Consider the following 24163-nt stretch of genomic DNA (forward strand, 5'->3'; position numbering starts at 1 on the left):
TATGCAGGCATAGGCGCGCTCGACAGCGTGAATACCCGCATCATGGATTCCACGAGCTGGGCCGGAACCCTCGGCGTGCAGGCCGAAAAAGGCAACTTCGCCCTCGGTCTCAACTACGGCGTGCAGGCTTCCTCCCACGAAACCGACCAGAGCGTCAGCGTCGGCATAAGCTGGAAGTTCTAAAGGCAGGAAAGGCAGAAAAGACAGGAAAGGCATGCGGGGGAGATAATCTCCCCCGCGCCCCCATGTTTCCGCCTCCCGGCTTCGCCGGTTCGGCGGGACAGGAGGAACGGGAAAGACTGATGTCGTAAGACCAGCTCCGCGCTTTTCTGCCTCCTTCCTTCTCGACCGTGATTCCGGCAAAGGCCCACGGTCGGGCTCCGCAGAGTTGCGTTCTGCTTGCGCAGCCTTTCGTCGAGTTCAGGTAAGGCGCTTGCAGTGATGCTGCCAAAACAAACAAGGGAAGGGCTCCGGTTCGTTTGGCCGGAGCTTTTTTATGCGGGAGGAGAAGCGCAGATCCGTTGCCTTCGGACGGCATGCCGAAGGAGGGGAGATTTTTTTGTCGGCGGCGGGAGTTTTCTGGAGAATGTGAGCGGGGGAGGGGAGCCGTTGCCGTGTTGGAAAATGAGAACAGCTTTCATGATGCTGACAGTGCAGTAGGGCGAAAAGTCGCTTCCTGAGCGTTCGGAGGTGACCGGGATGTTTTGGTGACGAGGCGCGCTGTCGGTATTCTCCGACCATGCGAAGAGCTGCGGAGGAACGTGAAGAAACATCATGATTATGTGAACTAAAGAACGATGATAAGAAGGAAAACCAGGGGCGGATTTCTGGGAGGCCTGACCGACGAGAAAAACGCGGTAATCGAAGGAACATGCCGGGCGATCTATGATTGTTTGAATAGAGGAAGGCGCGTTGCGGAAGCCTTGCAGGCTCAGCTTGTCGTTTGTGCTTTTGTCGGGTCTGCCGTCTTTCGCGGAAATGGTCGGACTGTCGGCACGATGTTTTGACGGCAATGCATGGTTATGCAGAAGAATCAGACGGAAAAGGATGTGGATGGATCAGAAATGCGGCGGTTATGCTGCATCGTGTTGCGGAGCAGAAGAAGATTATTGTATTGATCGTTATTTCACGAAGATGACGGGCTTTCTTTTCACCAATGACGGTTTGGCGTAGGTTTTTGCAGGGAGGTTCGTCATGTCCGAAGCCGAAAACACCTCGTCTCTGCATTTGAAAGCCGTTATTGCCGCCCTCTGGACGGGCAATCTGTTCGCGCCTTTTCTCATGAGCGGCGTGGCCGCCATACTTCCGTCCATAGGTGAATCCCTGGGGGCTCCGGCCGTCATGCTCTCGCTGGTTATGGTGTGCTATAACCTGGGGCAGTCCATATCGCACATGCTGAGCGGTCGCATTGCCGACATATTCGGCGTCAAGCGCACCCTGCTGGCGGGCGTGGGATGCTTCTGCCTTTTCAGTGTGTTCATGGGCCTTGCTCCGACCATGTCGGTGCTCATTCCCCTGCGTTTTACTCAGGGCGTTGCCGCCGCCACCATTTCCTGCGCCGTCACAACGCTCAGCGTGACGCTTGCGCCGCCGCATATCCGCGGTCAGGTGATAAGCATTGTGGTGTCGGCCGTGTACCTCGGACTCGCCATCGGACCGCTGGCCTGCGGCGGCATTACGGAACTTTCCGGCTGGCGCATGGTGTTCTTCCTCATCGCGGCGCTGGGTCTGGCGGAACTTATTTTGCTGCATCACGTCATTCCCGGAGGAACGCAGGAAAAATCCGGCCGTTCCTTCGACGTCGTGAGCGCATTTTTGGGCGCGCTGGGCCTTGCCTGCATGACCATGGGCGCAACGTGTACGTTTCTGCATCCTGCCGTGGTGGGCCTGCTGCCTCTGGGCGTGCTGATACTGATGGCGTTTGTCCGCAGAGAATGGACGTCCGCCGATCCCATGTTCGACTTGAAGATACTGGCCAAGGTCCCGGGACTTCCCGACGGCATGGCGGCGACCTTCATCAACTACGGTTCCTTTCAGGGGCTCTCCCTGTTTTTCTCTCTCTATCTTCAGCAGGTGCTCGGCCTGAACGCCTTCCATGCCGGCATGATCCTCATGATGCAGAGTCTGTGTCAGACGGTGTTTTCGCCCGTGGCCGGAAGAATGGCCGACAAGTATCGCCCCGGCATCATTTCCACTTCGGGCATGATGGTGTGCGGTTTGAGCATATTGAGCCTCATGCTGCTGGGAGAGGGCAGTCCCGTGTGGCAGGTCGTGGTCAGTCAGGCGGCACTCGGCACGGGGGCTGCGTTCTTTGTGGCTCCCAACATGACGGCCACCCTGGGCAACGTGCCCAAGGAACAGCTTTCCGTGGCCTCGGGCCTGTTCGGATGTCTTCGTACCATGGGCGGATTGATGAGTCACATCATCATGGCCTGGATGATCGGCTTTTTCATGGGCGACACCGCCGTGACGCATGAAAATTCCGGACTCTTCCTGCACGCCATGCACTACACGCTGCTGCTGTTCGGCATGCTCAATCTTCTGGGTGTGGGACTCAGTCTGCGCGCGTTGCGGCATCATCGGTAAAAGAGCTTGCCCGTCGTTCTTCTGACGTGTAGCATGCCGGAGTATGAAGGCCCCGGCCCATGCCGGGGAAGGGAAGTCATCGCAATGCCGGATTCGCAGGCGCTGCGCATGTTCGTTTTCTAGTGCGGCGTTTTGCCGGACCGAAGTGCCCGTGCGGCGGTCCGGGGGCATGGCTCGGGGAACATCGAAAAAGGAGAAGGTATGGGAGTTCTGGGCAAACTTTTCGGCGGCAGGGGCAGCAGCACGGCAAGCAGGCAGCCTCCCCTGAGAAACAACACGTCCAGTGATTCCGCGCCGGACAACGAAGGGCCGTCTTCGGCCTTCATGGGCAGACACTTTGAAGGCCTCGGCGACGTGTGGTCCGCCTTTTTCCCCGGCGGAAGCCGAGAATATGTCGAAGCGCTGCAGCAGCTTTTTGAAAAAAGCTCGGCGCAGGGCCCCGTCATGCATCGCAAGGACGGCAGCAGCGTCATTCTTCTGGCCTCGCCCGTGAGCGGCGGCATAGGCATTCATTCGCACATCGTCATGACGCAGGGCAAGGGACAGGCGGATTTCGTGGGGGGATATCCCGCGCTGGAAGGTCTGCCGGTGCCTTCCGTCATTGAGCAGGCGCACATCTGGACCAGCGGCATATCCGGCGTGGTGGCCACGAGGGCTGTTGTCACCGGCGCGCCGTTTTCGTTTTTTCTGGCGGGCTTCTTTCAGCATGTTCCGCAGCTGCAGTTCGGCAGCCGGGCGGAGTTTCATATGGCCGGACTGGCGCTTTCGCTGGAGCAGGCGCGGCATGTCGATATTGCGCTTGAGAAGGGAACGCCCGCCTATGACGAGGCGCTGAAGGCGTTTCTCATCGCCCATCCGGAGAAGAAGGCGGCCGACTTTGCGCCCAAGAGCGTATCCACGCACGGGGTGGGCATGCTGTTTCCCACGGAGGTGGTGAGCATGTGGGCCTTTCAGGTTCCGGTGCTCGGCACGGAGTGGGTGGAGTTCATGGGACGGCGTTTTCTGCGCATGCTCACGCTGTTTTCCGGTTCGGGAGAACGTTCGGTGCGGGGCTATCTTTACGCGGCGGAGCACGTGCTGAAAGGCTTCGTGCCGCAGGTGGGCGACGATGTGACCGGCACGCTGTGGCTTCAGGGCGGCATGGAACAGTACCCCGAAGAGCGATGAAAAATTTTTCCGGCAGAAATTTGAGGCGTACAAAGGGCTCTATCATGGCTTTTCCCATGGTTTCGCGGTAATGCTGAACGTAGGGAAGAGAAGGATTTCGCAGGAGTTTGTTACAAAGAGCACTGTGGAGAAAATGGCGTGATATATCGTATTAAAACAGTATAATACGTGTATTTTTTTCGATGTGTGGCTCGTTTGCGCGACTCTTGCATAACAGGGGGCTGTGCGCTATCACCCTAGAAAGGATCCTGTCCAGTCTGCACAGGAAGAGGTAACATATGGATAGACGTACCTTTCTTTGTTCTCTGGTGAGTATGCTGACCGTCGGCATGACGGCGTCGTTGCTGCCCCGCGAGGCTGAAGCTGCGCCGCCTCCGCCTCCCCGCAGGCCCGCTCCCCGTCCGGGCGCTCCCGCGCCGAGGCCCGGCAGACCTGGCCCTCGTCCTGCTCCCCGCCCGGGCAGACCGGGGCCGCGTCCCGCGCCGAGACCCGGACGTCCCGGACCGAGACCTGCGCCGAGACCCGGACGCCCCGCTCCCAGACCCGGCAGACCCGGGCCCAGGCCTGCGCCGCGTCCTGGATCGAGACCCGCTCCCCGTCCGGGTGCTCCGAGACCGGGAGCTCCGCGTCCCGGATTGAGGCCCGATCCCAGACGACCCATATGAGGGCTCGTCAATACGTCATCAGCCGGAGGAATTGCCTATGAAAGTTCGTTTTCTCAAGTGCGCATGCGCCGCGCTCCTGATCTGCGGCCTGACTGTTCCCGCTCTTGAGGCCAAGGCCGGCCCGGCCGACCTTACCGGTAAGCAGTGGACGGTTTCCACCACCTCGGAAAAGCTGGCCTTCCTGTACGGGGTGTCGAGCACCGTGGCGATCGAACAGCTTGTCGCCGACAGACAGAAAACGGAGCCTTCTCCGTTTGTTGCGGCCTGGATCAAGGCTTTCGGCGATCAGAACTGGAAGCAGATTCAGAAGAATCTCGACGACTGGTATGCCGCCCATCCCTCGGATGCGGAACGACCGGTGTTTGATGTTCTCTGGTATGAGTTCATGGCTCCGGCCTATAAAAAGTGAGATGTTTCTCGGAGTAGTATGATGAAGAAACTTCCCGTTGTTGTACTTCTGGTGGGCGTTATGGCCTTCGGCTCCATGGGCTGCACCAATATGAACAGGACGCAGCAGGGCGCGCTCAGCGGAGCCGCCGGCGGCGCGCTTATCGGCGGCGGCCTGAGTGCTCTTACCGGCGGCAGCGGCACGACGGGCGCGCTCATCGGCGGTGGACTCGGAGCCCTGGCCGGCGGCATTTACGGCCATCAGCAGGAACGGAATGATTATTACGATCATGGCCGTCGCTGGTAGTGTTGACATGTCATGAGACAGGATCCGGGAAAGGAGCCGCAAGGTTCGCTTCCGATGAATGACAGGTCGGCGTTTCCGGCGGGAAGCCGCAGGAAGGGAACGGCATGATGCAGACATGCGCTGTTCCGAGGCCGACAGAAAAGACTGAAAAAGCCCCCGAAAGGGGCTTTTTTTGCGTCTGTCGCACGTCTGGTGCGCAGCCTTGCGACCGGCGTCGGCGTCCGCCGCATCAGGGAAAAGGCTGCTTTGAGGCAGCACCGCGCGGCTTTTCGGCAGGGCAGCAAGCGTGTTGCCGGGCGCGCCTTGCCTTGCGCTTGCGGGTTCGAGAATTCTCCGTCCCGGGGACGCGGGCGCTCGCAGGTGAAAAAGGCGCGCGGCCGATGCCGGTCAGCGATCTCTCAGGCGGGGATCCAGCATGTCACGAAGACTTTCGCCGAGCAGGTTGTAGCCGAGCACCGTGATGAGGATGGCCAGGCCGGGGTAGAGCGAAAGCCAGGGCGCTATTTCCAGAGTATTTTTTCCGTCCATGAGCATGTTGCCCCAGCTTGCGTCGGGCGGCTGCACGCCGAGTCCGAGGAAGCTCAGGGAGGATTCCACGAGAATGGCTCCCGCCACGCCGAGCGTTGCCGAAACCAGCACCGGCGCGAGGGCGTTGGGCAGAATGTGGACGAAAAGAAGACGGGAGGTGGGAGCCCCGGCGAGCTTTGACGCGGCAATGAAGTCGCGTTCCCTCAGGGACAGCGTTTCCGCGCGGACGAGGCGCGCCACGCCCATCCACGACGTGAGTCCGATGACGACCATGATGTTGGTGAGACTCGGTTCCAGAAAGGCGATGACGGCAAGAATGAGAAAGAACGAAGGAAAGCAGAGCATGACGTCCACGCCGCGCATGATGAGTTCGTCCGTCCAGCCGCCGAAGTAGCCGGAAGCCAGCCCCAGCACTATGCCGATGGCCGTGGATATGCCCACGGCGACAAAGCCCACCCACAGCGACACGCGCGCGCCGTAAAGCAGACGGGAAAACACGTCGCGCCCGAGTTCGTCGGTGCCGAGGAGGTGCTCGGCCGAGGGCGGCATGAGAATCTGATCGAGGTTCAGGGCCGCGGGATCAAAGGGGGCTATCCAGGGCGCGAGCAGCGCAAGAAGGCTCATCACGAGCACGATGGTCAGCCCCGTGAGAAACATGCCGTGTCTTTTCAGGGAGATGCTCATGCCTTGTTCTCCTGACGGGCGGAGGTTCTGATGCGGGGATCGGCCAGCCCGTAGCCTGCGTCGGCGAGCATGTTGCCGAGCAGGGTGAGCACCGCGCCGAGCACGAGATTGCCCATGATGAGCGGGTAGTCGCGGGCCATGACGGCCGTGTAGAAAAGCTGACCGAGGCCGGGCAGGGCGAAGATGGTTTCGATGATGACGCTGCCGCCGATGAGTCCGGGCACGGAGAGGCCCAGCATGGTGATGACGGGCAGAAGCGCGTTGCGCAGCGCGTGTCTGCCTATGACGAGCCTTGCGGGCAGGCCCTTGGCTCTGGCCGTGGTAATGTAGTCCTGCCGGAGCACCTCAAGCATGGAGGAGCGCAGAAAGCGCGACGTGCCCGCAATGCTGCCCACAAGTCCCACAAGAATGGGCAGGGTAAGATGCCGTGCGATGTCCAGCGCCTTTCCCAGGGGCGAGAGCTGGGCATAGTCGAGCGAGGTGAGGCCGGAGAGCGGCAGCCAGCCGAGATCAATGCCGAAATAGAGCATGAGCAGCATGGCCAGCCAGAAGCTCGGCATGGCGAAGCCGAGAAACACCAGCACGGTGAGCGCGCGGTCGAGCAGGGAGCCCCGCCGCACCGCGGACACGATGCCGATGGGGATGGAAACGAGCAGGGTGAGCAGCAGGGAAATGACGTTCATGCCGACGGTGAGGGGCATGCGTTCCATGATTTTTTCCATGACGGGGCGCGCGTCGCTGGAGAGGGAAATGCCGAAGTCCAGCCGGACGAGGCGGCCGAGCCAGTCCACGTACTGTTCCCAGAGCGGGCGGTCCAGTCCGTAGAGGGCGTTCAGGCGTTCGCGCACCATGTCGCCCGCCAGCGGATTCAGACTGGTCTGCATGTCCGTGGGGGTGCCGGGCGCAAGGTGGATCACGAAAAAGCTCACCAGCGTGATGCCCCAGAGCACCAGCAGCATCCACAGTGTCTTGCGCGCGGCGCGCACGGCGAGCGCCCGCCAGCGGGAGGCGGCGACGTCGCCGGAAGTCGGAGCGTCTTTCATTGCGTTCTGCTCCTCAATAAGCGGAAGTTGTGAAATTCGTGCAAAAGCGAGGTGCGTTGCGGCGGCTGGTCGGGAAAATGCCTGCGGAGCGCCTTTCGTCGGACGCTTTTGCGGAAAAACGGCCGCCTTCCTGCCTGTGCGTGGAAAACGGCCGTGAATGTCAGGCTCCGGGCTGCATGGTTCCCTGACTTATGTCGTGACGCATCCATTCGGCCACGGCTTTGGTTTCGGCCTGCCACGAGGCCGGGGTCAGACGCAGCTTGAGGAACTGACGGAACATTTCATCCAGCATGTCCAGCGCCTGATCGATCAGATACATTTTTTCCAGAAAAACGGCGTCCGGGTCTTCGGAAGCGTCTTCCTTCGAGATGGGCGGCGTGCGCAGGGAATTGATGCTGAAATCTTCGGCCTTCAGCGTCACCTGCCAGTCCATGCCGTCCTTTTCCAGACGCACGAGGGCGCGCACCACCTGCTTGCCGGTGAGCAGGCCGAGTCTGGCCTCGCGCAGGGGCGAGAAGGAGCCCACCACGGTGGCGGTTTCCTGATTCTCGCCTTCGCCGCCGCGCACCACGATGCGCTGTTCCATGGCCACGGTGAAGGGCTCGCCGTTGTGCTCCGGCGATTCCATGCGGAACACGTTGCCGGTTTCGCTGCGGAACCACAGCCAGGTCAGAAATTCCTGCCCCAGAACAAGATCGGTGTTTTCTCCGATGTAGCCGATGTCTGCCATGTTCGATGCCCCCGGTTAGATGAAGTGCGTGGATTCCACGGCGTCGAGCTTGTCGGCGCACTGTTCGCCGAACATGGAGAGCGCCAGCGCACAGGGAACGAGCTGTTCGAGGCGAAGATCGAAGCTGCGGGTGAAGAGTTCAAGAAACATTTCAATCATTTTCGTCTGCGTGGAGGCAAAATGCACGCGGCCCGTGCGGGTATTCCAGACCACCTGGAATTCCGCGGGAATGGGCAGAAAACGCCCCATGAGGCGCAGCTTCACCTGTTCGCCGATTTCCTTCTTGCGGTCGCGGGGAATGAACTTCTTGCCCAGTTCCCTGATGCGGGCCTCTTCCTCGCGCAGCGCGATGCGCGTGTGCTTGCGCAGCACGGCGGGCGGAATGCGGCGCGTGTCGAGCCGGAGGGAAAAGGTCAGGTAGTCGGCCTTTTCCGGCGGACTGAGCTTCCATTCGGTATCGAGCATGTCGTCGAAATTGGTCCAGCCGAAGGCCCGTTCCTCGGCGATGTCGTCGATGTCCATGAAGGCGAACTGACGGAGCTTTTCGGGAATGGCGGGCCACAGTTCGGCGGGAACGTCGTCAATGATGCGAAAGCGCGTGAAGCTGGTGCTTGCTTTGAGAAAACTCATATTTTCCTTCCTTTTGAGCGGGAAGGGAGCTTCCCGCAGGCCGGGCAATGGTACGACAAGCGGGCAGCGCGCGCAAGGGCGTATTGCGCGGACAAGCTCGGGCCCGGGCTTTTGCGGACAGGACGGGGCGCAGGCGGCGCACTCCGAAAGGCGCGGGGAAAAGCGCGGACAGACAGCCTCAGTGCGCGCGCGAACGCTTTTTCCCCGGCGCGGCAGAGGCGGCGGGATAGTCGTTCAGGGCACAGTGCCCCTCTTCGCAGCAGGCACAGGGATTGCCGTGATCCAGACTGTCGATGATGCCGCAGCCCTGTACATGATCGCCCGCGCAGGTGCGGCGCAGCGCCTCAAGATGTTTCTTGAGATGCTGGAGCGAGGCGATCTGCTTTTCCACGTCGGCGATGTGCTTGTCCACGAGTTCGTTGATCCAGGCGCAGCTCACCGTGGGATTGTCCTTGAAGGCCAGAAGATTCCGTATTTCGGCGAGATTCATGCCGTGCAGGCGGCAGCGCCGGATGAAGTGCAGGCGCTCCACGTCTTCGTCGCTGTAGAGGCGATAGTTGGCGTCCGTGCGTTCCGGCGGGGGCAGCAGTCCTTCCTTCTCATAATAGCGGATGGTCACGACCTGACAGCCTGACAGTCTGGCGAGCTCTCCTATTTTTAAAGGCATGTCGTCCTCCTTTTCCTGTTCGAGCCGGAGCCTTCATGGTAAGGATGCCGTTTGCCGAGTCAAGAGGCCCGCGTTGCTCGGCCGCTTGGAAGCAACGGGCGGCTCCTGACGTAAATCGAGAAATGATTGCAAAAAAATCCTTGTCGTTCAGTGTGTTGCAAAAATCGACAAAGATTTTCAAAAAAAATGAAAAAACGTGTTGACTCTATAGCTGCTATAGACACTACCTTGATTTCAACAAGGAGAAAACAGCATGAAGGACAACCTCATATATCCCGATTCCGGAAGCGGCGCGTGCGCCTGCAGCAACTTTACGCTGCGTCCCTTCTCCTCCGTGGAGCAGGAAGGCCGTCACGAGCATCATCACGAAGATCATGACCATGCTCATGCGCACGATCATGTCCATGAACACGACCACGAGGGTCACGAGCATCACGGGTGCTGCTGCCCGCATGAGCACAAGGATCCCGAACCCGTGGACATGTCTCTCGCGGCGGCGGCCTCGGACACCACGGCGGTGTACCTCATCAAGAACATGGACTGCCCCATGGAAGAGGCGCTCATCCGCAAGAGACTGGCGTCCGTGGAAGGCATCACCGGCCTTGAATTCAATCTGATGCAGCGCGTGCTTACCGTGCATCACGAGCTTGCTTCCACCGCGGTCATCGAGGAAGCGCTTTCGTCCATCGACATGATTCCCGAGCCGATCGGACAGAAGAACGAAGCTGCGCCGCGCAAATTTGAATCCACGCCCATTCCGTGGAAGAAGCTGGCGGCGGCCGGCGTGTTCGCCGCGCTTTCCGAAGGCATGGAGTTCGCGCTCGAATGGGGCGTGATCGCGCATCCGGCCGAGGGCTTTTCCCTGGTGGGCGCGCTGCCGCTCATTTTCGCCGTGGCGGCCATTCTGCTCGGCGGCCTCGGCACCTACCGCAAGGGCTGGCTGGCCGTTTCCAACCTTAACCTCAACATCAACGCCCTCATGTCCGTGGCCGTCACGGGCGCCGTGCTCATCGGTCAGTATCCGGAAGCCGCCATGGTCATGGTGCTGTTCAACGTGTCCGAAGCCATCGAAGCCCGCGCGCTCGACAGAGCCCGCAACGCCATCAGCAAGCTCCTGGCCCTGTCTCCCGAAACGGCCACGGTGCAGCAGAATGACGGCTCGTGGACGGAGCTCGACATCAGGCAGGTGCAGCCCGGCCGGCGCGTGCGCGTGAAGCCCGGCGAGAGAATAGCGCTGGACGGCATTGTCGTTGCCGGTCACTCCGCGGTGAACCAGGCTCCCATCACGGGCGAGAGCGTGCCCGTGGAAAAGACCGGGGGCGACACCGTGTTTGCAGGCACCATCAACACGTCCGGCTCGCTGGAATTTGAGGTGACGGCTGGCGCTTCGGACACCACCCTTGCCCGCATCATTCATGCGGTGGAAGACGCGCAGGGCCGTCGCGCTCCCATGCAGCGCATGGTGGACAGCTTCGCCCGCTGGTACACGCCTGCCGTGTTTCTGCTCGCGCTGCTCACGGCCGTGGTTCCGCCGCTCTTCATGGGCCGAGAATGGCTGGATTCCATCTACACCGGCCTTGTGCTTCTGGTCATCGGCTGCCCCTGCGCCCTGGTGATATCCACCCCGGTGAGCGTGGTCAGCGGCATGGCGGCCGCCACCAGAAACGGCATTCTGGTCAAGGGCGGCATGTTTCTGGAACAGGGACGTCTGCTGCGCTGCCTCGCCCTAGACAAGACCGGAACGCTGACCCACGGTCAGCCGGAACTCACGGACGTGGCGGCTCTCGGCGGCAGCGACGAACAGAAGGCGTTCATACTTGCGGCGAGCCTGGCCGGACGTTCGGATCATCCCGTGTCCCGCGCCGTGGCGGAGAAGGCGGAAGAAGAACACAAGACGCTTCTGCCTGTGGAAGACTTTGAAGCCGTGGCCGGACAGGGCGTGCGGGGCGTCATTGACGGCGTTCGCTACAGCCTCGGCAGCCTGCGCATGATGGATCAGGCCGGCATGGCGTCCGACGAACTGAAGCAGCGCGCCGCGGCGCTGGAAGCCGGGGGCAGAACCGTGGTGACGCTGGCCGACGAGCATAAGGCCGTGGCGGTGTTCGCCGTGGCCGACACCATCCGCGAAAGCAGCGTGGAGGCGGTGCGCGACCTCAAGAAGCTCGGCGTGCGCACGGTCATGCTGACGGGCGACAATGAAAAGGTTGCGCAGGTTGTGGCGGAACAGGCGGGCGTGGACGAATTTCGTGCGGGTCTTTTGCCTGAAGACAAGCTGAGCGCCGTGGAAGAACTGGAAAAGAACTGGGGTCATACCGGCATGGCCGGCGACGGCATCAACGACGCTCCCGCGCTTGCCCGTGCGGACATCGGCTTTGCCATGGCTGGCGGCGGCACCGACACCGCCATGGAAACGGCCGACGTGGCCCTCATGGACGACGATCTGCGCAAGATTCCGAGATTCATCCGGATTTCCCGTGCCACGCATGCCATTCTCGTGCAGAACATTGCTTTGGCCCTGGGCGTGAAGGCGCTGTTCTTCGCCATGGCCTTTGCCGGATGCGCCACCATGTGGATGGCCGTGTTCGCCGACGTGGGCACCGCGCTGGTTGTGGTGGCCAACGGTCTGAGGGCTGCGGGCAATCCTGCGGAGTAGGACGCGCCCGACCTTTGACGGACAGGGGCTTTCGGAAGGTCTGAGAACCGCCGAAAGCCCCTGTTGCCGTTCTGAGGCGGCGGAGCGCATAAAAAAGTCCTTGCCCTCTTGATGAAAGTCCGGGGAAGATTTATTTACTCATTTGAGCATAATTGCATGCGGATGGAAGCCGTGTCCGTGTTGTCGAAGCTTTTTCGGCGCAAGGCCCCGGAGTTTTTCGCCGGGGTGCGGCACGTGAAAACGCCGCGGAAGCTGCGGGCGGATCTGCGCCGGAAGCCCCGGCGGAACCGGAGCGTGCAGCGCCTGTTCCGTCGGCGGCCCGCAGAGGACGACGTTTCGGTCGGGCGCAGGCAGATCATCCGCGATGTCGCGTTGTTTACGATTTCAACCGAGAGGAGAGTTACCATGTCTGAAGTTGTTCTTGTTGCCGTTCCTTCCGATGCTCCCGCCGGACTCAACGCCAGACCCAGCGCGCATTTCGGCCACTGCGACGCCTACACCGTGGCCCGCATTCAGGACGGAAAGATTCTCGACGTTTCCATTGAATACAACGAGGGACATGAGCAGGGCGGCTGCATTGTGCCCGTGCAGGCGCTGGCGGGCAAAGGCGTCAAGGTGCTCATTGCCGGAGGCATGGGCATGGGACCGCTGAACGCCATGCATCAGATGGGCATGCAGGTGTTCTACGCTACCGGTTTTCTGACCGTGCAGGAAGTGCTGCAGGCGTATATCGACGGCAGATTGCAGGAATTCGGTTCCGCCAATCTGTGCCGCGGCGGCTGCGGACATCACCAGGCCTGATGTTGCCGCTTGGAAACCGTAAATTGTAATTTTTTGAACATGACCCCGGAAGAGCGTCTCTTTTCCGGGGTCATGCCGTGTCTGCGGTCAGGCATGTCAGGGAAAAGGCCGGGCTTTTTTGTCGACGAACGGAAACATTCTGCTGTTTTCCATGCTTTTATATAAGGAATAGAAGAAGGCGAAGGGACGGGGCGGACCGTACCATCAATATGTTGCGCCTGTTACAGGCAAAAAAATTTTTGTTTCATCCTTTTTACATTTGTATGAACATATGGACGTAAGCGGAAAAAAAGTGTAGCTTGGACTCAAAAGAAGAGCATGTTGAGCGTATCTGATTGATAATGCAGCGGAAGGCGTTTCTTGCGATAAAAATGACTTTCGCGTTGAGGCCTGCCGCGCGGCAGGCGCGTCGGGCATGCTTTCAAGCGGATGATTCCGCGTTGTTCCGGAAAACGGCACAAGCCGTCAATGCTTTTTCCAAGGTTCTGTGAGGTCGTCATGAAAGTAAGCAAGGTCGTTCTTCCTGTTGCAGGATGGGGTACCCGTTCTCTTCCCGCCAGCAAGAATATTCCCAAGGAAATGCTGCCCATCTATAACAAGCCCGTCATCCAGTACGTTGTGGAAGAGGCTGTGCGCGCCGGCGTTCAGGAAGTCATCTTTGTGACGAATCGTCACAAGTGCGTGGTGGAAGATCATTTTGACCGCAACATCGAGCTTGAGGAACTGCTGGCCGAAGCGGGCAAGATAGAGCAGCTCAAGGCCGTGCAGGAAGCCGCCACCATGGTGGACGTCATGGCCGTGCGTCAGAAGCAGCAGCTGGGACTCGGTCATGCGGTGGGCTGCGCCAGATCCATAGTGCAGGAAGACTATTTTGCGGTCATGGTGGGCGACGATTTCATGGTGGGCGACAACGCCGGTCTTGTACAGCTCGTGCAGACCGCGGAAAAGTACAACATGCCGGCCATCGGCGTGATGGAAGTGCCTGCCGACAAGATCGACAAGTACGGCATGGTGGCGGGCGAGGAGCTTGAGGAAGGCGTGTACCGCATCACCGACATGGTGGAAAAGCCCGCCGTCGGCTCCATGAATTCCCGTCTGGCCATCGTGGGACGCTATGTGCTTCCGCGTGAAATTTTCAGCTACATTGCGAAGGTCAAGCCCGGCAAGGGCGGAGAAATTCAGCTGACCGACGCGCTGGCCGACTACATGAAGGACAAGGGCATGCTCGCCGTGAAGATGAAGGGTCGTCGCTTCGATGCCGGCGACTGGGTCGATTACCTGACCGCGGGCATTTACTTCGGCCTTCAGGACAAGAAGCTGCACGAGCCTCTGCGCGAGGCGCTCAAGGAACTGCTTGACCAGTAGCACAGGCTTTTGCCGATAATAATGAAGGCGCGCATGACGATTCTGCCGTGCGCGCCTTTTTTGCGTCCGTGGTTCAGAAGACGGCGGGCGCGCCGGAAGCGGGAAATGCATGCGCGGCCTTGGAAAAAGCCCGGGACGGCTGCCATTTTCAGAACGGAACCGGCGCTCCGACAGGCTTTTCTCGGGCGGAAAAAGCTGTGTGTGGAAGAAACAGGCTTACTCTGCCGGAAACGGGCGCTTTGGGGGCGGGCAGCAGGCGGAACGTTTTTCGCGGGGCGCTTTCCGTCGGGAATTTTCCGCGGCTGCGGCCTTGTATTTTTGAGTCGCCGGGAATAGGTTCGGCCCTGAACCAAAGGAGGCGTCATGCTTGAATTTACACGGGAAGGAATGCTGAACCTGACCAAGGAGCTGGTCCGCATACGGAGCGTATCCCACACGCCGGGAGAAAATGAGGCGGCCGACGCCATTTTTTCTCTGCTGGCCAAAGAGGACTATTTCAGAGACCATCCGGAATTTCTTCGTTTTCTTCCCGTGGAAGAGGGCGGACTCCAAAGACGCGCCGTGCTTGCCTTTGTGGAAGCCGGAGAGCCTGTTTCGCGCACGGTGCTTCTGAACGGGCACTTCGACGTGGTGGATACGGACGTGTGCGGCGATCTGGCCGATCTGGCCTTTGACGCCGACGCCTACACGGCGGCGGTGGGTCGGCGCGACATTCCCGAGGAAGCCCGGGAAGACCTGGCTTCCGGCAACTGGCTTTTCGGTCGCGGCGTCATGGACATGAAGGCGGGGCTTGCCGTTCACATGGCGTACCTTGCGCACATGGCCCGTCATCGTGACGAGCTGGGCGTGAATCTGCTTTTTCTGGCCGTGCCCGACGAAGAGGGAAGTTCGGTCGGCATGCGCGGATCGCTTTCCGGCCTGTGCGCGTTCATTCGGGAGCGTCGTCTGAATCTTGTGGCCGCGCTTTCCGGGGAGCCCGCGTTCTGGACGTCGAAAACTACGGGGGAAAGCCGTCCGCATCGTGTGCTGTTCACGGGCACCACGGGGAAGATCATGCCGCTGTTTTTCTGCGTAGGCAGAGAGGCGCATGTGGGCTATGCCTTCGACGGCGTGAACGCCGCGGCCATTGCCGCGCGCGTCGTGTGCCTGATGGACGCCTGCCCGGACCTCATCGACGGCTCGGGACCGGATACCCTGACGCCTCCGGTATGCCTCAAGCTGAAGGATCTTCGCGACACGTATTCCGTGACGTTGCCCGAGCGCGCGGTGGCGTATTTCAACGTGCTTACCGTGAGCAGAAGTCCGCTGGACATGCTGAACATCTGCCGCGACGTGGCGCAGCGGGCGCTTGACGAAACGCTTGCGGGCATCAAGGAGGCCGGACGTCGTTTTCAGCAGCGCTCCGGCCGCAGGGACACGCCGGTGCCCGACTGGCAGTCGAGCGTGGTGACGGTGCATGAGCTGACGGAACGTCTTGTCGGGGAACTGGGCGCGGAAGAGGCGGAAAAGCGTCTGCGGGACTTTGCCGAGGCTCTTCCTGCGGACATGGATGAGCGGGAAAAGGGCCTTGCGGTGCTGGATCACCTGGTGTCGCTGCTCAATCTCAAGGGCCCTGCCGTGGTGGTGGGATTCCTGCCGCCCTATTATCCGCAGCGCATCAATCTGCGCGTCACGGACAAGGAGCGTCGTCTGCGTTCCATCATGGAGGGCGTGCTGGACGATCTCGAAAAGAGCGTGGGGCAGGTCAGTCTTGTGGACTGCTTCAGCGGCATCATGGATCTGAGCTACATGGGCTTCCAGGGACGCCCCGAGGAGCTGAACACGCTGGCCGAGAACATGCCCGGCTGGGGACCGGTCTTCTCCCTGTCCATGAAGGATCTCATGTCGCTCGACGTTCCCATCGCCTCCGTGGGGCCTTCGGGCAAGGACGCGCACAAGGACACGGAACGCCTGGAGCTGGACTACTCCTTCACCGTCGCGCCGAAGATGCTCGAACGGGTGATCCGGAAATTGTCCGTCACTTCCGATGAAGGCGCTGCCACGCGCTCTGCTGAAATGCCGTCCAGCCGTCCTTGATCGGGCGACACCGGCGCCGCAGATAGCGGTAGAAGTAATAGAGCCGGTCTGCGGCGGAGACGTTCATGTTGAACAGTATGGGGCTGCCTGTGGCGTTGACGGCCTGCCGGTCTTTGATGGCGGTCATGCCCGGGCAGCCTTCCATATTGCCGCAGAAGTCGTCCCGGGCGTCCAGTTCGCGACGTATGGCTTCTATGTCAAAGGCGTACCAGGGCCAGGCGTGATGAATTTTGCGTCGGCGCAGGGGACGGGCTTCGTGTTTGGGCGGCTCCCATACGTAATAGTTGTCCGTTTTGGCTTTGGCGATGAGGTCGAACTGAAGATTGTGGGCCTCTTCGTCGCCGTTCATGCGGTTGATGACGATATACCGCGTGCCCGGATTTTTCAGCAGCAGCATGGTGTGGAAGGCGGAGCCGATGCAGCCCATGACCACTTCGGCCGAACCCAGCATGTCGATTTGCTCTTCCAGCGAATGATGTTCCGGATGCACGATGAGCCAGCCCCGCGACGCGAGCATGTCTTCCAGTTCCCGCTCGTTGGTGAAGATGATGTTGTCGGAATTGACGGCGGAGCGGGAAAGCCAGACGCGTCTGCCTTTCTGCACGACGGATTCATGCACGGCAAAGGCGTCCACCTGTTCCTGAGTGAGCCATACGTCGCACATCAGACCTGGCACGGGGAAGAGCATGTCGCGGAACAGGGTGGGCTCGTTGACGAAGACATAGCCGTTTCGATCGCATTCCGTAAGATGGAACAGCGTGTGCTGCCAGGGCGTGATGTCGCCCGCCGAGGCGTTGCGCCAGACGATGCGCCTTTCGGGATGGCGGCGGAACGCGTAAAGGCTCTGCATGGTTTCAATGAGAAAGTGCCCGTAGTGGAGCTGAAAAAGTCCGCCCCATATGCAGGGTTCCTCCACAATCCGCACCGGGGCTTCATACGGAGCCTGTCTGCGGGCCTGGCGTCCGCGACGACACATGTGCGCCAGCGCGACGGGTTTTCCATCGCACCAGGCTCCGGAAAATCCGTATTTGTCGGGAAGAATGACGACGTCGTGGAGAAGCGTCTCCTGAAGTGTGACGGGCCTGAGGTTTTTGATTGAACTCGGCATGGCGACCTTCCGAGAGTCTTTGAAGGTTGAGGGCGGGGCCGCAGACGTGTCCTGCATGATATCGCTGATGGAGAAAGTCGTCCATGCCTTTGTCTCAGGCGGAAAAGGCGCGTCATCCGATAAATCTCCGGCGCGCAGGAGCTCGGGACTTCCCTTGAAGTCGGCCGGAGCATGGCTTATACTGCTAGGCGTTGTTTTTCCCTTTTCCGCCCGACGGGCTTGGAGTTTTCATGTTTGAACTTGCATTCAACGGCAGGCCGTATCTTACGGTCGACAACACGCTGCCTCTTTTCTTCATAGCCGGGCCGTGCGCCATCGAAAGCCGGGCTCATGCGCTGGAGGTGTCCGCCGCGCTCAAGGAAATTTTTGCGGAGGCGGGCATTCCCTTCGTGTACAAGTCGAGCTTCGACAAGGCGAACCGCAGCTCCGGCGCGGGCTTTCGCGGCGTGGGCATGAAGGAAGGGCTTTCCATTCTTGCCGAAGTGCGCGAGAGCCGGAACATTCCCGTGCTCACCGACATTCACACCGCCGAGCAGGCCGCGCCCGTGGCCGAAGTGGCGGATTATCTGCAGACCCCGGCCTTCCTCTGCCGTCAGACCGATCTCATTCTTGCGGCCGCTTCCACCATGAAGCCGGTCAACATCAAGAAGGGGCAGTTCCTTGCGCCGTGGGAAATGGAAAACGTGCTCAAAAAGGCCCGTTCCACGGGCAACGAGCGCATCACGCTGTGCGAGCGCGGTACCACCTTCGGGTACGGCAACCTGGTGGTGGACATGCGGGGCCTTGAAATCATGAAGAAATTCGCGCCGGTGGTGTTCGACGCCACCCATTCGGTGCAGCTTCCGGGCGCACAGGGCTCGTGCAGCGGCGGTCAGCGGGAATTCGTGCCCACGCTGGCCCGCGCCGCAGCAGCCGTGGGCGTGGCCGGCATATTCATGGAAGTGCATCCCGATCCGGACAAGGCTCCCTGCGACGGGCCGAACATGCTGGCGCTCAGGGATCTGCCGAAATTCCTTTCCCTCATCAAGGCCTTTGACGCCGTGGCCAAGGAGAAAAGAGCATGAGCATGATTGCCGTCATTCCTTCCCGGTACGCGTCCACGCGTCTGCCGGGCAAGCCGCTGGTGGACATCTGCGGCAAGCCCATGGTGCAGCACGTGTACGAACGGGTGCGCCGGGTTTCGCTGTTCGACGAGGTGCTGGTGGCCACGGACGACGAGCGCATTGCAAACGCCGTCGAGGCGTTCGGCGGCGCGGCCTGCATGACCAGTCCCGACTGTCCTTCGGGGTCGGATCGGCTTATCGAGGTGGCGAAGTCCCATCCTGCGGACGTCTATGTGAACGTGCAGGGCGACGAGCCGCTGGTGGAGCCCGCTTCCATTGAAAAGCTGGCGCGCGCCATGCTGGACGATCCTTCGCTGCAGATGGGCACGCTCTGCTATCCCGTAAGCGCGGAACAGGCGCAGAATCCCAATCTGGTGAAGGTGGTGCGCGCCCACAACGGCAACGCGCTGTATTTCAGCCGCAGCCCCATACCGTTTCCGCGCTCCGGGGGGATTGCTCCGCAGTATTTCGGACATCTCGGCATGTACGCCTATCGCCGGGAATTGCTGATGAATTTCGGCAGTTTTCCGTATTCGCCTCTGGAAAACACGGAAAAGCTGGAGCAGCTGCGCGTGCTTCAGGCGGGCATAGCCATCCGCGTGCTGGAAGTGGAGGCCACGGGGCCGGGCGTGGACACGCCCGAGGATCTTGAAGCGGTGCGCCGCATACTGACGGAAAAGGCCGGGTAGTCATGGCAAAGTATCTTGATGAAGCCAGGCAGGTGCTGCGCGACGAAGCTCACGCCCTGCAGGTTCTGGCCGACGATCTCGGGGAAAGCTTCGAGCGCACGGTGGATTGTCTTCTCGGCATCAGGGGCCGCATTGCCGTGACGGGCATGGGCAAGAGCGGCCATGTGGCGCGGAAAATCGCGGCGACGCTCGCTTCCACCGGGTCTCCGGCGTACTTCATTCATCCTGCTGAAGCGAGTCACGGCGATCTCGGCATGATGACGCCCGACGATGCCGTCATTGCCATCTCCAATTCCGGCAACACGGCGGAGCTGACGGACATCGTGCTCTACGCCTCGCAGAACAACATGCCCATAGTGGCCATTACCCGAAACGCCGACAGCTTTCTCGGCAAGCACTGCGATTATCTGCTGTTGCAGCCGCAGCTTCACGAAGCGTGCCCCCTCGACTGCGCGCCCACCACGAGCACCACGGTGCAGATGGCTCTCGGCGACGCGCTGGCCATGTGCCTGCTGACGGCGCGGGGCTTCCGCCGGGAGGACTTCCGGCGTTTTCATCCCGGCGGTTCGCTGGGACAGAAGCTTTCGCTGGTGCGCGATCTCATGCACACGGGCGACGCCATGCCGCTGCTGACGCCCGACGCGCCCATGATGAACGTGCTGGCCGAAATGACGCGCAAGGGCTTCGGCTGCGTGGGCGTCATGGACGGCGAGAAGCTGGTGGGCATCATTACCGACGGCGATTTGCGGCGTCACATGGGGCCGAACATTCTGGAGAGCACGGCCGAGGAGCTGATGACCAGAAATCCCGTGTGCGTTGACGCCGACGCGTTGAGCGCCAAGGCGCAGGGAATCATGGAAGAGAAGAAGATCACCTGCGTGTTTGTGGTGGACGACGAGCACAGGCCGCTCGGCATTCTGAGCATGCACGACATTTTGTAAAGATCGCGTTCCCTGCTTCACCATGCAGGGGCGAGGTTTGCGGCGCGGCAGCGCGCCGAGTGACGGCCGGATTCTCCGAACGAGGGAATCCGGCCGTTTTGCGCATGAGAAAAAATGATGGATGACGGCAGGGGGGAGCCGTGTTCCGTTTTGGGGGCGGGGTGGCAAATGAATGACAACGACAAAAGGCTCCGTGCTCTCATGACGAGGGCGCGGAGCCTTGTACGCTGCTTGATGCCGCTTGTTTGCGGAAGAAGAAAATGCCGGTTACTTCCTTGCGGCCTTTGCCTGCTTCTCGAGTTCCGCCAGATCGTAGGGCGTGGACTGATACACGAAGTAGTTCAGCCAGTTGGCATAGATGAGATGGGCGTGGGCGCGCCAGGTCATGCGGGGCGGCTGACTGGGATCGTCATTCGGATAGTAGTTCTCGGGAATGTCGGGATTGAGGCCCGCGGCCACGTCGCGCAGGTATTCCTTGTTCAGGGTGTCGGCGTCGTATTCGGAGTGGCCGGTAATGAATATCTGCTTGCCGTTGTCCGTGGAGATGGCGTAGAGCCCGGCCTGCGGTGAGGAGGCAAGAATCTTGAGTTCCGGCTGCTTTTCCACGTCGGCGCGGTCCACGGTGGTGTTGCGGGAATGGGGAACCATGAACACGTCGTCGAAGCCGCGGAAGAGGATGGAACCCGCATGATCCACATGATGGGGGTAGATGCCGGAAAGCTTTTTGGGCAGAAGCTTTTTCTGAATGCCGTAGTGATAGTAGAGACCGGCCTGCGCGCCCCAGCAGATGTGGAAGGTGCTGTGAACGTGCGTCTTGCTCCATTCCATGATGTCGCAGAGCTCGTTCCAGTATTCGACTTCCTCGAAGGGCATGAGTTCCACGGGCGCGCCGGTGATGATCATGCCGTCGTAGTAGTTGCGGCGCACGTCGTTGAAGGTCTTGTAGAAGGAAAGCAGATGGCTGCGCGGCGTGTTTTTGGATTCATGGCTGGAGGTGTGGATAAGTTCAAGTTCCACTTGAAGGGGCGTGTTGCCGAGCAGCCGGGAAAGCTGGGTTTCCGTGGCGATTTTGGTGGGCATGAGGTTGAGCAGAAGTATCTTCAGCGGGCGGATATCCTGCGTGACGGCGCGCGTTTCGGTAATGACGAAGATGTTTTCGTTGTTGAGGGTTTTTACGGCGGGAAGTTCGTTGGGAATTTTAATGGGCATGGCATCCTCCCGGATGGCGGACGGAAAAGTGCGGGAAGCCGGCGGTCGGACACGGCAAAAAGGGCCTTCCGACGCATGTCGGAAGGCCCGGAACATCAGCGGTTGGCGTCCAGAGCCTGAGCGATGTCGGCGATGAGATCCTCGGCGTTTTCTATGCCGCAGGAGAAGCGCACGAGCTCGGGCAGAATGCCGCACTTGCGCAGTTCATCGTCGTTCATCTGGCGATGCGTGGCGCTCGCAGGATGCAGGCAGCAGGTGCGGGCGTCGGCCACGTGGGTTTCGATGGCGGCAATGCGCAGATGCTTCATGAAGTTTTCCGCAGCCTTGCGGCCGCCCTTCACGCCGAAGCTCACCACGCCGCAGGAGCCGTTGGGAAGATACTTCTGCGCGAGTTCGTAGTACTTGTCGCCGGGCAGACCGGGGTAGCGCACCCAGTCGACCATGTCGCTCTGGCTGAGATACTTGGCCACGGCCAGACCGTTTTCGCAGTGACGGGCCATGCGAACGTGCAGGCTTTCCAGACCGAGATTCAGCAGGAAGGCGTTCTGCGGAGCCTGAATGGCGCCGAAGTCGCGCATAAGCTGCGCGGTGGCCTTGGTGATGTAGGCCGCGGCGTTGCCGAACTTGGTCACATAGGTGATGCCGTGATAGCTTTCATCGGGCGTGCAGAGGCCGGGGAACTTTTCGGCGTGGGCCATCCAGTCGAACTTGCCGGAATCCACGATGCAGCCGCCCACGGCCGCGCCGTGACCGTCCATGTACTTGGTGGTGGAGTGAACCACGATGTCCGCGCCCCATTCGATGGGACGGCAGTTCACGGGCGTGGCGAAGGTGTTGTCGATGATGAGCGGCACGCCGTGCGCGTGAGCGGCCTTGGCGAAGCGTTCGATGTCGAGCACCACGAGGGCGGGGTTGGCGATGGTTTCGCCGAACACGGCCTTGGTGTTGGGACGGAAGGCGGCTTCAAGTTCTTCGTCGGAGCAGTCGGGCGAGACGAAGGTGAAGTCGATGCCCATGCGCTTCATGGTGACGGCAAACAGGTTGTAGGTGCCGCCGTAGATGGTGGAGGAAGCCACCACATGATCGCCGGCGCTTGCGAGGTTGAACACGCTGAAGAAGGAGGCAGCCTGACCGGAAGAGGTCAGCATGGCGGCGGAACCGCCTTCGAGGGCGGCGATTTTGGCGGCCACGTAGTCGTTGGTGGGGTTCTGCAGACGGGTGTAGAAGTAGCCGCTGGCTTCAAGGTCGAACAGCTTGCCCATGTCTTCGCTGGTGTCGTACTTGAACGTCGTGCTCTGAATGATGGGAATCTGACGGGGTTCGCCGTTGCCGGGGGTGTAGCCGCCCTGAACGCAGGTGGTTTCGATATGCTTGTTCATGGGAGATCCTTTCCGAAAGGTGAGAGAGTTTATATGGCTGTTGTGCCGGCCGGACACGGAGCTTGTCCGAAACGGGGTATCCGACAGGAACTGGTGAACAAAAATGAAAAAGCCCGCGCTTGTCGCACGGGCTTCTTGCCAGCATGAATCAGGTATGAAGGAAGACCGGTGCGACTGTTGTTTCGCCCCTGCACATGCGTTCGTCGAGAAGTTCGAGAAAGTATTCCATCATGCCTGCCTTTTGATATAACTCTATATCTGGAAATCCTTATATAAACGGCTTTCAAAAATGTCAAGCGCCGGGAGGGAAAGTCCGGGTTTTTCCCCGGGAGGCCGCAAAAGGCTTGCGCCCCATGCGGAAGCCGGATGTTGCCGGAAAAAGCTGCATGTCCAGAAGGCGCATGGGAAAGATTTCAGACGATGTTGTACCCTGAAACATGGACGACGGCACGGCAGCACCTGTGTTCGGGCGGAGGGCTGAAAAGAAGGGCCGCAGTCTGCGTTGTGCTTGCGAAGAGGCGTGCGTGCTCGGGATGGGAAGAGCGGGAGCATGGGCGCGCAGGCCGAAGCGGGGCCGACGGGCAGGGAAGCGGCGATAACGCGAAGCCGCAAAAACGCGCGGCACGGGGCGAAACGGAAAAGGAGTCTCGCCCGGATGATGTGGCGCAGGGCAAAAAAAAGCCGCGTCGCAGAAAGGGGCAGAAGCGTGCGACGCGGCGACGCTGCGGGAAAGATTTCGCGCAGCGCAGACGAAGCGTTCGATGTCCTGGCGGAAAGCGACCGTTTCGTCATAGGCCCCGGATGGAACGCTCGTTCATGCCGGGGCGGGAGAAAGGTCAGGGCAGGGGATCGTATTCCTCGGCGGAAACGGGTTCGAGCCATTCGTTGGAGGTGTTGTCGCCGGGCACTTCCACGGCCAGGTGCGCGAACCAGCTGTCCTTGGCCGCGCCGTGCCAGTGCTTGACTCCGGCCGGAATGATGACCACGTCGCCGGGATGGAGTTCACGGGCTTCCTTGCCCCATTCCTGATACCAGCCGCGTCCTGCCGTGCAGAGCAGAATCTGCCCGCCATGAGCGGTGGCGTGATGGATGTGCCAGTTGTTGCGGCATCCGGGTTCAAAGGTCACGTTGCCGATGGCCACGCCTTCGGTGGAAAGCATGTTCAGCCAGCTGTTGCCCGTAAAGTATTTCGCATAGGCGGTATTGGCTTCGCCGCGGGGAAAAAGATCGGTGATCGTCTGCATGAAGCTGCTCCTTGGGTGGATTGAAGCAAGAGGACGCGCCCGCCGTTGCGGCGTTTTTTGGCCCGCAGTCCGCAAAAAGCGTGTCGGAGCGCTGCGGATTCCGGGCCGATTGCGCATGGCGCACGTGTTCGGAAGCGTGTGCGGGGCGTCCGTTGTTTTTCGTTGTTGGTTGTTACCGTAGTCCTTCGCCGGGAAGGATCA

The 24163-nt window shown here is 60.6% G+C and carries 22 protein-coding genes; 12 read left to right on the forward strand and 10 right to left on the reverse strand.

Annotated features, from left to right (window positions below; translation table 11 throughout):
* From Q0K02_RS10320 to Q0K02_RS10340, 5 genes are all read left to right on the forward strand, one after another.
* Positions 1-183: autotransporter outer membrane beta-barrel domain-containing protein (locus Q0K02_RS10320; RefSeq protein ID WP_294488403.1), on the forward strand; the 183-nt coding region annotated here is incomplete at its 5' end.
* A gap of 1011 nt (positions 184-1194) precedes the next feature.
* Positions 1195-2586, forward strand: a complete 1392-nt coding sequence (locus Q0K02_RS10325; protein WP_294488406.1) for an MFS transporter — start codon at positions 1195-1197, stop codon at positions 2584-2586.
* 201 nt (positions 2587-2787) lie between these two features.
* Complete coding sequence (locus Q0K02_RS10330; protein WP_294488408.1) at positions 2788-3753, forward strand: hypothetical protein; 966 nt, start codon at positions 2788-2790, stop codon at positions 3751-3753.
* 702 nt (positions 3754-4455) lie between these two features.
* A complete protein-coding gene (locus Q0K02_RS10335; RefSeq protein WP_294488410.1) occupies positions 4456-4827 on the forward strand; it encodes a hypothetical protein in 372 nt (123 codons plus the stop codon).
* Positions 4828-4845: 18 nt separating this feature from the next.
* The gene (locus Q0K02_RS10340) at positions 4846-5112 is read left to right on the forward strand and encodes a glycine zipper domain-containing protein (RefSeq protein WP_346666425.1); all 267 of its coding nucleotides are present in this window, start codon (positions 4846-4848) and stop codon (positions 5110-5112) included.
* A 387-nt stretch (positions 5113-5499) separates the two neighbouring features.
* Here Q0K02_RS10340 and Q0K02_RS10345 read toward each other — a convergent pair whose 3' ends face one another.
* From Q0K02_RS10345 to cadR, 5 genes are all read right to left on the reverse strand, one after another.
* Positions 5500-6324, reverse strand: a complete 825-nt coding sequence (locus Q0K02_RS10345; RefSeq protein WP_294488412.1) for an ABC transporter permease — start codon at positions 6322-6324, stop codon at positions 5500-5502.
* A complete protein-coding gene (locus Q0K02_RS10350) occupies positions 6321-7367 on the reverse strand; it encodes an ABC transporter permease (RefSeq protein WP_294488416.1) in 1047 nt (348 codons plus the stop codon). Before Q0K02_RS10350 ends, Q0K02_RS10345 begins: the two co-directional genes overlap by 4 nt.
* Positions 7368-7527: 160 nt before the next feature.
* Complete coding sequence (locus tag Q0K02_RS10355) at positions 7528-8097, reverse strand: hypothetical protein (protein WP_294488419.1); 570 nt, start codon at positions 8095-8097, stop codon at positions 7528-7530.
* Between the two features lie 15 nt (positions 8098-8112).
* Complete coding sequence (locus Q0K02_RS10360; protein ID WP_294488426.1) at positions 8113-8727, reverse strand: hypothetical protein; 615 nt, start codon at positions 8725-8727, stop codon at positions 8113-8115.
* A gap of 178 nt (positions 8728-8905) precedes the next feature.
* On the reverse strand, positions 8906-9394 hold the full coding sequence (gene cadR / locus Q0K02_RS10365; protein WP_294488429.1) for a Cd(II)/Pb(II)-responsive transcriptional regulator: 489 nt from the start codon (positions 9392-9394) through the stop codon (positions 8906-8908).
* A 481-nt stretch (positions 9395-9875) separates the two neighbouring features.
* Between cadR and Q0K02_RS10370 the strand changes: the two genes are divergently transcribed.
* Together Q0K02_RS10370 and Q0K02_RS10375 are read left to right on the forward strand one after the other, a co-directional pair.
* Positions 9876-12047 (forward strand): heavy metal translocating P-type ATPase, encoded by a 2172-nt coding sequence (locus tag Q0K02_RS10370; RefSeq protein WP_363315680.1) that lies wholly within the window; start codon positions 9876-9878, stop codon positions 12045-12047.
* Between the two features lie 405 nt (positions 12048-12452).
* Positions 12453-12848 carry a NifB/NifX family molybdenum-iron cluster-binding protein gene (locus tag Q0K02_RS10375; protein ID WP_294488435.1) on the forward strand — a complete coding sequence of 132 codons (396 nt, stop codon included), beginning with the start codon at positions 12453-12455 and terminating at the stop codon, positions 12846-12848.
* Positions 12849-13153: 305 nt separating this feature from the next.
* Here Q0K02_RS10375 and Q0K02_RS10380 read toward each other — a convergent pair whose 3' ends face one another.
* Positions 13154-13360 carry a hypothetical protein gene (locus tag Q0K02_RS10380; protein WP_294488437.1) on the reverse strand — a complete coding sequence of 69 codons (207 nt, stop codon included), beginning with the start codon at positions 13358-13360 and terminating at the stop codon, positions 13154-13156.
* Between Q0K02_RS10380 and Q0K02_RS10385 the strand changes: the two genes are divergently transcribed.
* Both Q0K02_RS10385 and Q0K02_RS10390 read left to right on the forward strand, forming a co-directional pair.
* Positions 13347-14213 (forward strand): UTP--glucose-1-phosphate uridylyltransferase, encoded by an 867-nt coding sequence (locus tag Q0K02_RS10385; RefSeq protein WP_294488439.1) that lies wholly within the window; start codon positions 13347-13349, stop codon positions 14211-14213. The two genes, Q0K02_RS10380 and Q0K02_RS10385, sit on opposite strands and share 14 nt — an antisense overlap.
* A gap of 363 nt (positions 14214-14576) precedes the next feature.
* Positions 14577-16289, forward strand: coding sequence for a M20/M25/M40 family metallo-hydrolase (locus tag Q0K02_RS10390; RefSeq protein WP_294488442.1), 1713 nt, complete (start codon positions 14577-14579; stop codon positions 16287-16289).
* Here Q0K02_RS10390 and Q0K02_RS10395 read toward each other — a convergent pair.
* Positions 16231-17397, reverse strand: a complete 1167-nt coding sequence (locus Q0K02_RS10395) for a glycosyltransferase family 61 protein (protein ID WP_294488444.1) — start codon at positions 17395-17397, stop codon at positions 16231-16233. The two genes, Q0K02_RS10390 and Q0K02_RS10395, sit on opposite strands and share 59 nt — an antisense overlap.
* 230 nt (positions 17398-17627) lie before the next feature.
* Between Q0K02_RS10395 and kdsA the strand changes: the two genes are divergently transcribed.
* The 3 genes from kdsA to Q0K02_RS10410 are packed head-to-tail and all read left to right on the forward strand — an operon-like array spanning position 17628 to position 20130.
* Positions 17628-18461 (forward strand): 3-deoxy-8-phosphooctulonate synthase, encoded by an 834-nt coding sequence (kdsA, locus tag Q0K02_RS10400; RefSeq protein ID WP_294488449.1) that lies wholly within the window; start codon positions 17628-17630, stop codon positions 18459-18461.
* Positions 18458-19189 (forward strand): 3-deoxy-manno-octulosonate cytidylyltransferase, encoded by a 732-nt coding sequence (kdsB, locus tag Q0K02_RS10405; RefSeq protein ID WP_294488452.1) that lies wholly within the window; start codon positions 18458-18460, stop codon positions 19187-19189. The genes kdsA and kdsB overlap by 4 nt, the downstream gene beginning before the upstream one ends.
* A 2-nt stretch (positions 19190-19191) precedes the next feature.
* The gene (locus tag Q0K02_RS10410) at positions 19192-20130 is read left to right on the forward strand and encodes a KpsF/GutQ family sugar-phosphate isomerase (protein WP_294488455.1); all 939 of its coding nucleotides are present in this window, start codon (positions 19192-19194) and stop codon (positions 20128-20130) included.
* A gap of 267 nt (positions 20131-20397) precedes the next feature.
* On the opposite strand, the gene metA is transcribed toward Q0K02_RS10410, so the two are convergent.
* From metA to Q0K02_RS10425, 3 genes are all read right to left on the reverse strand, one after another.
* Entirely contained in the window at positions 20398-21339 is a 942-nt protein-coding gene (gene metA, locus Q0K02_RS10415; protein ID WP_294488457.1) for a homoserine O-succinyltransferase, read from the reverse strand.
* 95 nt (positions 21340-21434) lie between these two features.
* Positions 21435-22718 (reverse strand): O-acetylhomoserine aminocarboxypropyltransferase/cysteine synthase family protein, encoded by a 1284-nt coding sequence (locus Q0K02_RS10420; RefSeq protein ID WP_294488460.1) that lies wholly within the window; start codon positions 22716-22718, stop codon positions 21435-21437.
* 836 nt (positions 22719-23554) lie between these two features.
* The gene (locus Q0K02_RS10425; protein WP_294488463.1) at positions 23555-23962 is read right to left on the reverse strand and encodes a cupin domain-containing protein; all 408 of its coding nucleotides are present in this window, start codon (positions 23960-23962) and stop codon (positions 23555-23557) included.
* Positions 23963-24163 lie beyond the last annotated feature (201 nt).

Source organism: uncultured Mailhella sp., from assembly GCF_944324995.1.
Taxonomy (GTDB): Bacteria; Desulfobacterota; Desulfovibrionia; order Desulfovibrionales; family Desulfovibrionaceae; genus Mailhella.

What these genes read in the sequence shown, in the direction of transcription:
- Q0K02_RS10395 (WP_294488444.1), bottom strand. Translation starts at nt 17,397, where the DNA reads ATGCCGAGTTCAATCAAAAACCTCAGGCCCGTCACACTTCAGGAGACG.
- Q0K02_RS10370 (WP_363315680.1), top strand. Translation starts at nt 9,876, where the DNA reads ATGTCTCTCGCGGCGGCGGCCTCGGACACCACGGCGGTGTACCTCATC.
- Q0K02_RS10425 (WP_294488463.1), bottom strand. Translation starts at nt 23,962, where the DNA reads ATGCAGACGATCACCGATCTTTTTCCCCGCGGCGAAGCCAATACCGCC.
- Q0K02_RS10340 (WP_346666425.1), top strand. Translation starts at nt 4,846, where the DNA reads ATGATGAAGAAACTTCCCGTTGTTGTACTTCTGGTGGGCGTTATGGCC.
- kdsB (WP_294488452.1), top strand. Translation starts at nt 18,458, where the DNA reads ATGAGCATGATTGCCGTCATTCCTTCCCGGTACGCGTCCACGCGTCTG.
- cadR (WP_294488429.1), bottom strand. Translation starts at nt 9,394, where the DNA reads ATGCCTTTAAAAATAGGAGAGCTCGCCAGACTGTCAGGCTGTCAGGTC.
- Q0K02_RS10390 (WP_294488442.1), top strand. Translation starts at nt 14,577, where the DNA reads ATGCTTGAATTTACACGGGAAGGAATGCTGAACCTGACCAAGGAGCTG.
- Q0K02_RS10330 (WP_294488408.1), top strand. Translation starts at nt 2,788, where the DNA reads ATGGGAGTTCTGGGCAAACTTTTCGGCGGCAGGGGCAGCAGCACGGCA.
- Q0K02_RS10350 (WP_294488416.1), bottom strand. Translation starts at nt 7,367, where the DNA reads ATGAAAGACGCTCCGACTTCCGGCGACGTCGCCGCCTCCCGCTGGCGG.
- Q0K02_RS10410 (WP_294488455.1), top strand. Translation starts at nt 19,192, where the DNA reads ATGGCAAAGTATCTTGATGAAGCCAGGCAGGTGCTGCGCGACGAAGCT.
- Q0K02_RS10385 (WP_294488439.1), top strand. Translation starts at nt 13,347, where the DNA reads ATGAAAGTAAGCAAGGTCGTTCTTCCTGTTGCAGGATGGGGTACCCGT.
- Q0K02_RS10355 (WP_294488419.1), bottom strand. Translation starts at nt 8,097, where the DNA reads ATGGCAGACATCGGCTACATCGGAGAAAACACCGATCTTGTTCTGGGG.
- Q0K02_RS10420 (WP_294488460.1), bottom strand. Translation starts at nt 22,718, where the DNA reads ATGAACAAGCATATCGAAACCACCTGCGTTCAGGGCGGCTACACCCCC.
- kdsA (WP_294488449.1), top strand. Translation starts at nt 17,628, where the DNA reads ATGTTTGAACTTGCATTCAACGGCAGGCCGTATCTTACGGTCGACAAC.
- Q0K02_RS10360 (WP_294488426.1), bottom strand. Translation starts at nt 8,727, where the DNA reads ATGAGTTTTCTCAAAGCAAGCACCAGCTTCACGCGCTTTCGCATCATT.
- Q0K02_RS10325 (WP_294488406.1), top strand. Translation starts at nt 1,195, where the DNA reads ATGTCCGAAGCCGAAAACACCTCGTCTCTGCATTTGAAAGCCGTTATT.
- Q0K02_RS10375 (WP_294488435.1), top strand. Translation starts at nt 12,453, where the DNA reads ATGTCTGAAGTTGTTCTTGTTGCCGTTCCTTCCGATGCTCCCGCCGGA.
- metA (WP_294488457.1), bottom strand. Translation starts at nt 21,339, where the DNA reads ATGCCCATTAAAATTCCCAACGAACTTCCCGCCGTAAAAACCCTCAAC.
- Q0K02_RS10335 (WP_294488410.1), top strand. Translation starts at nt 4,456, where the DNA reads ATGAAAGTTCGTTTTCTCAAGTGCGCATGCGCCGCGCTCCTGATCTGC.
- Q0K02_RS10345 (WP_294488412.1), bottom strand. Translation starts at nt 6,324, where the DNA reads ATGAGCATCTCCCTGAAAAGACACGGCATGTTTCTCACGGGGCTGACC.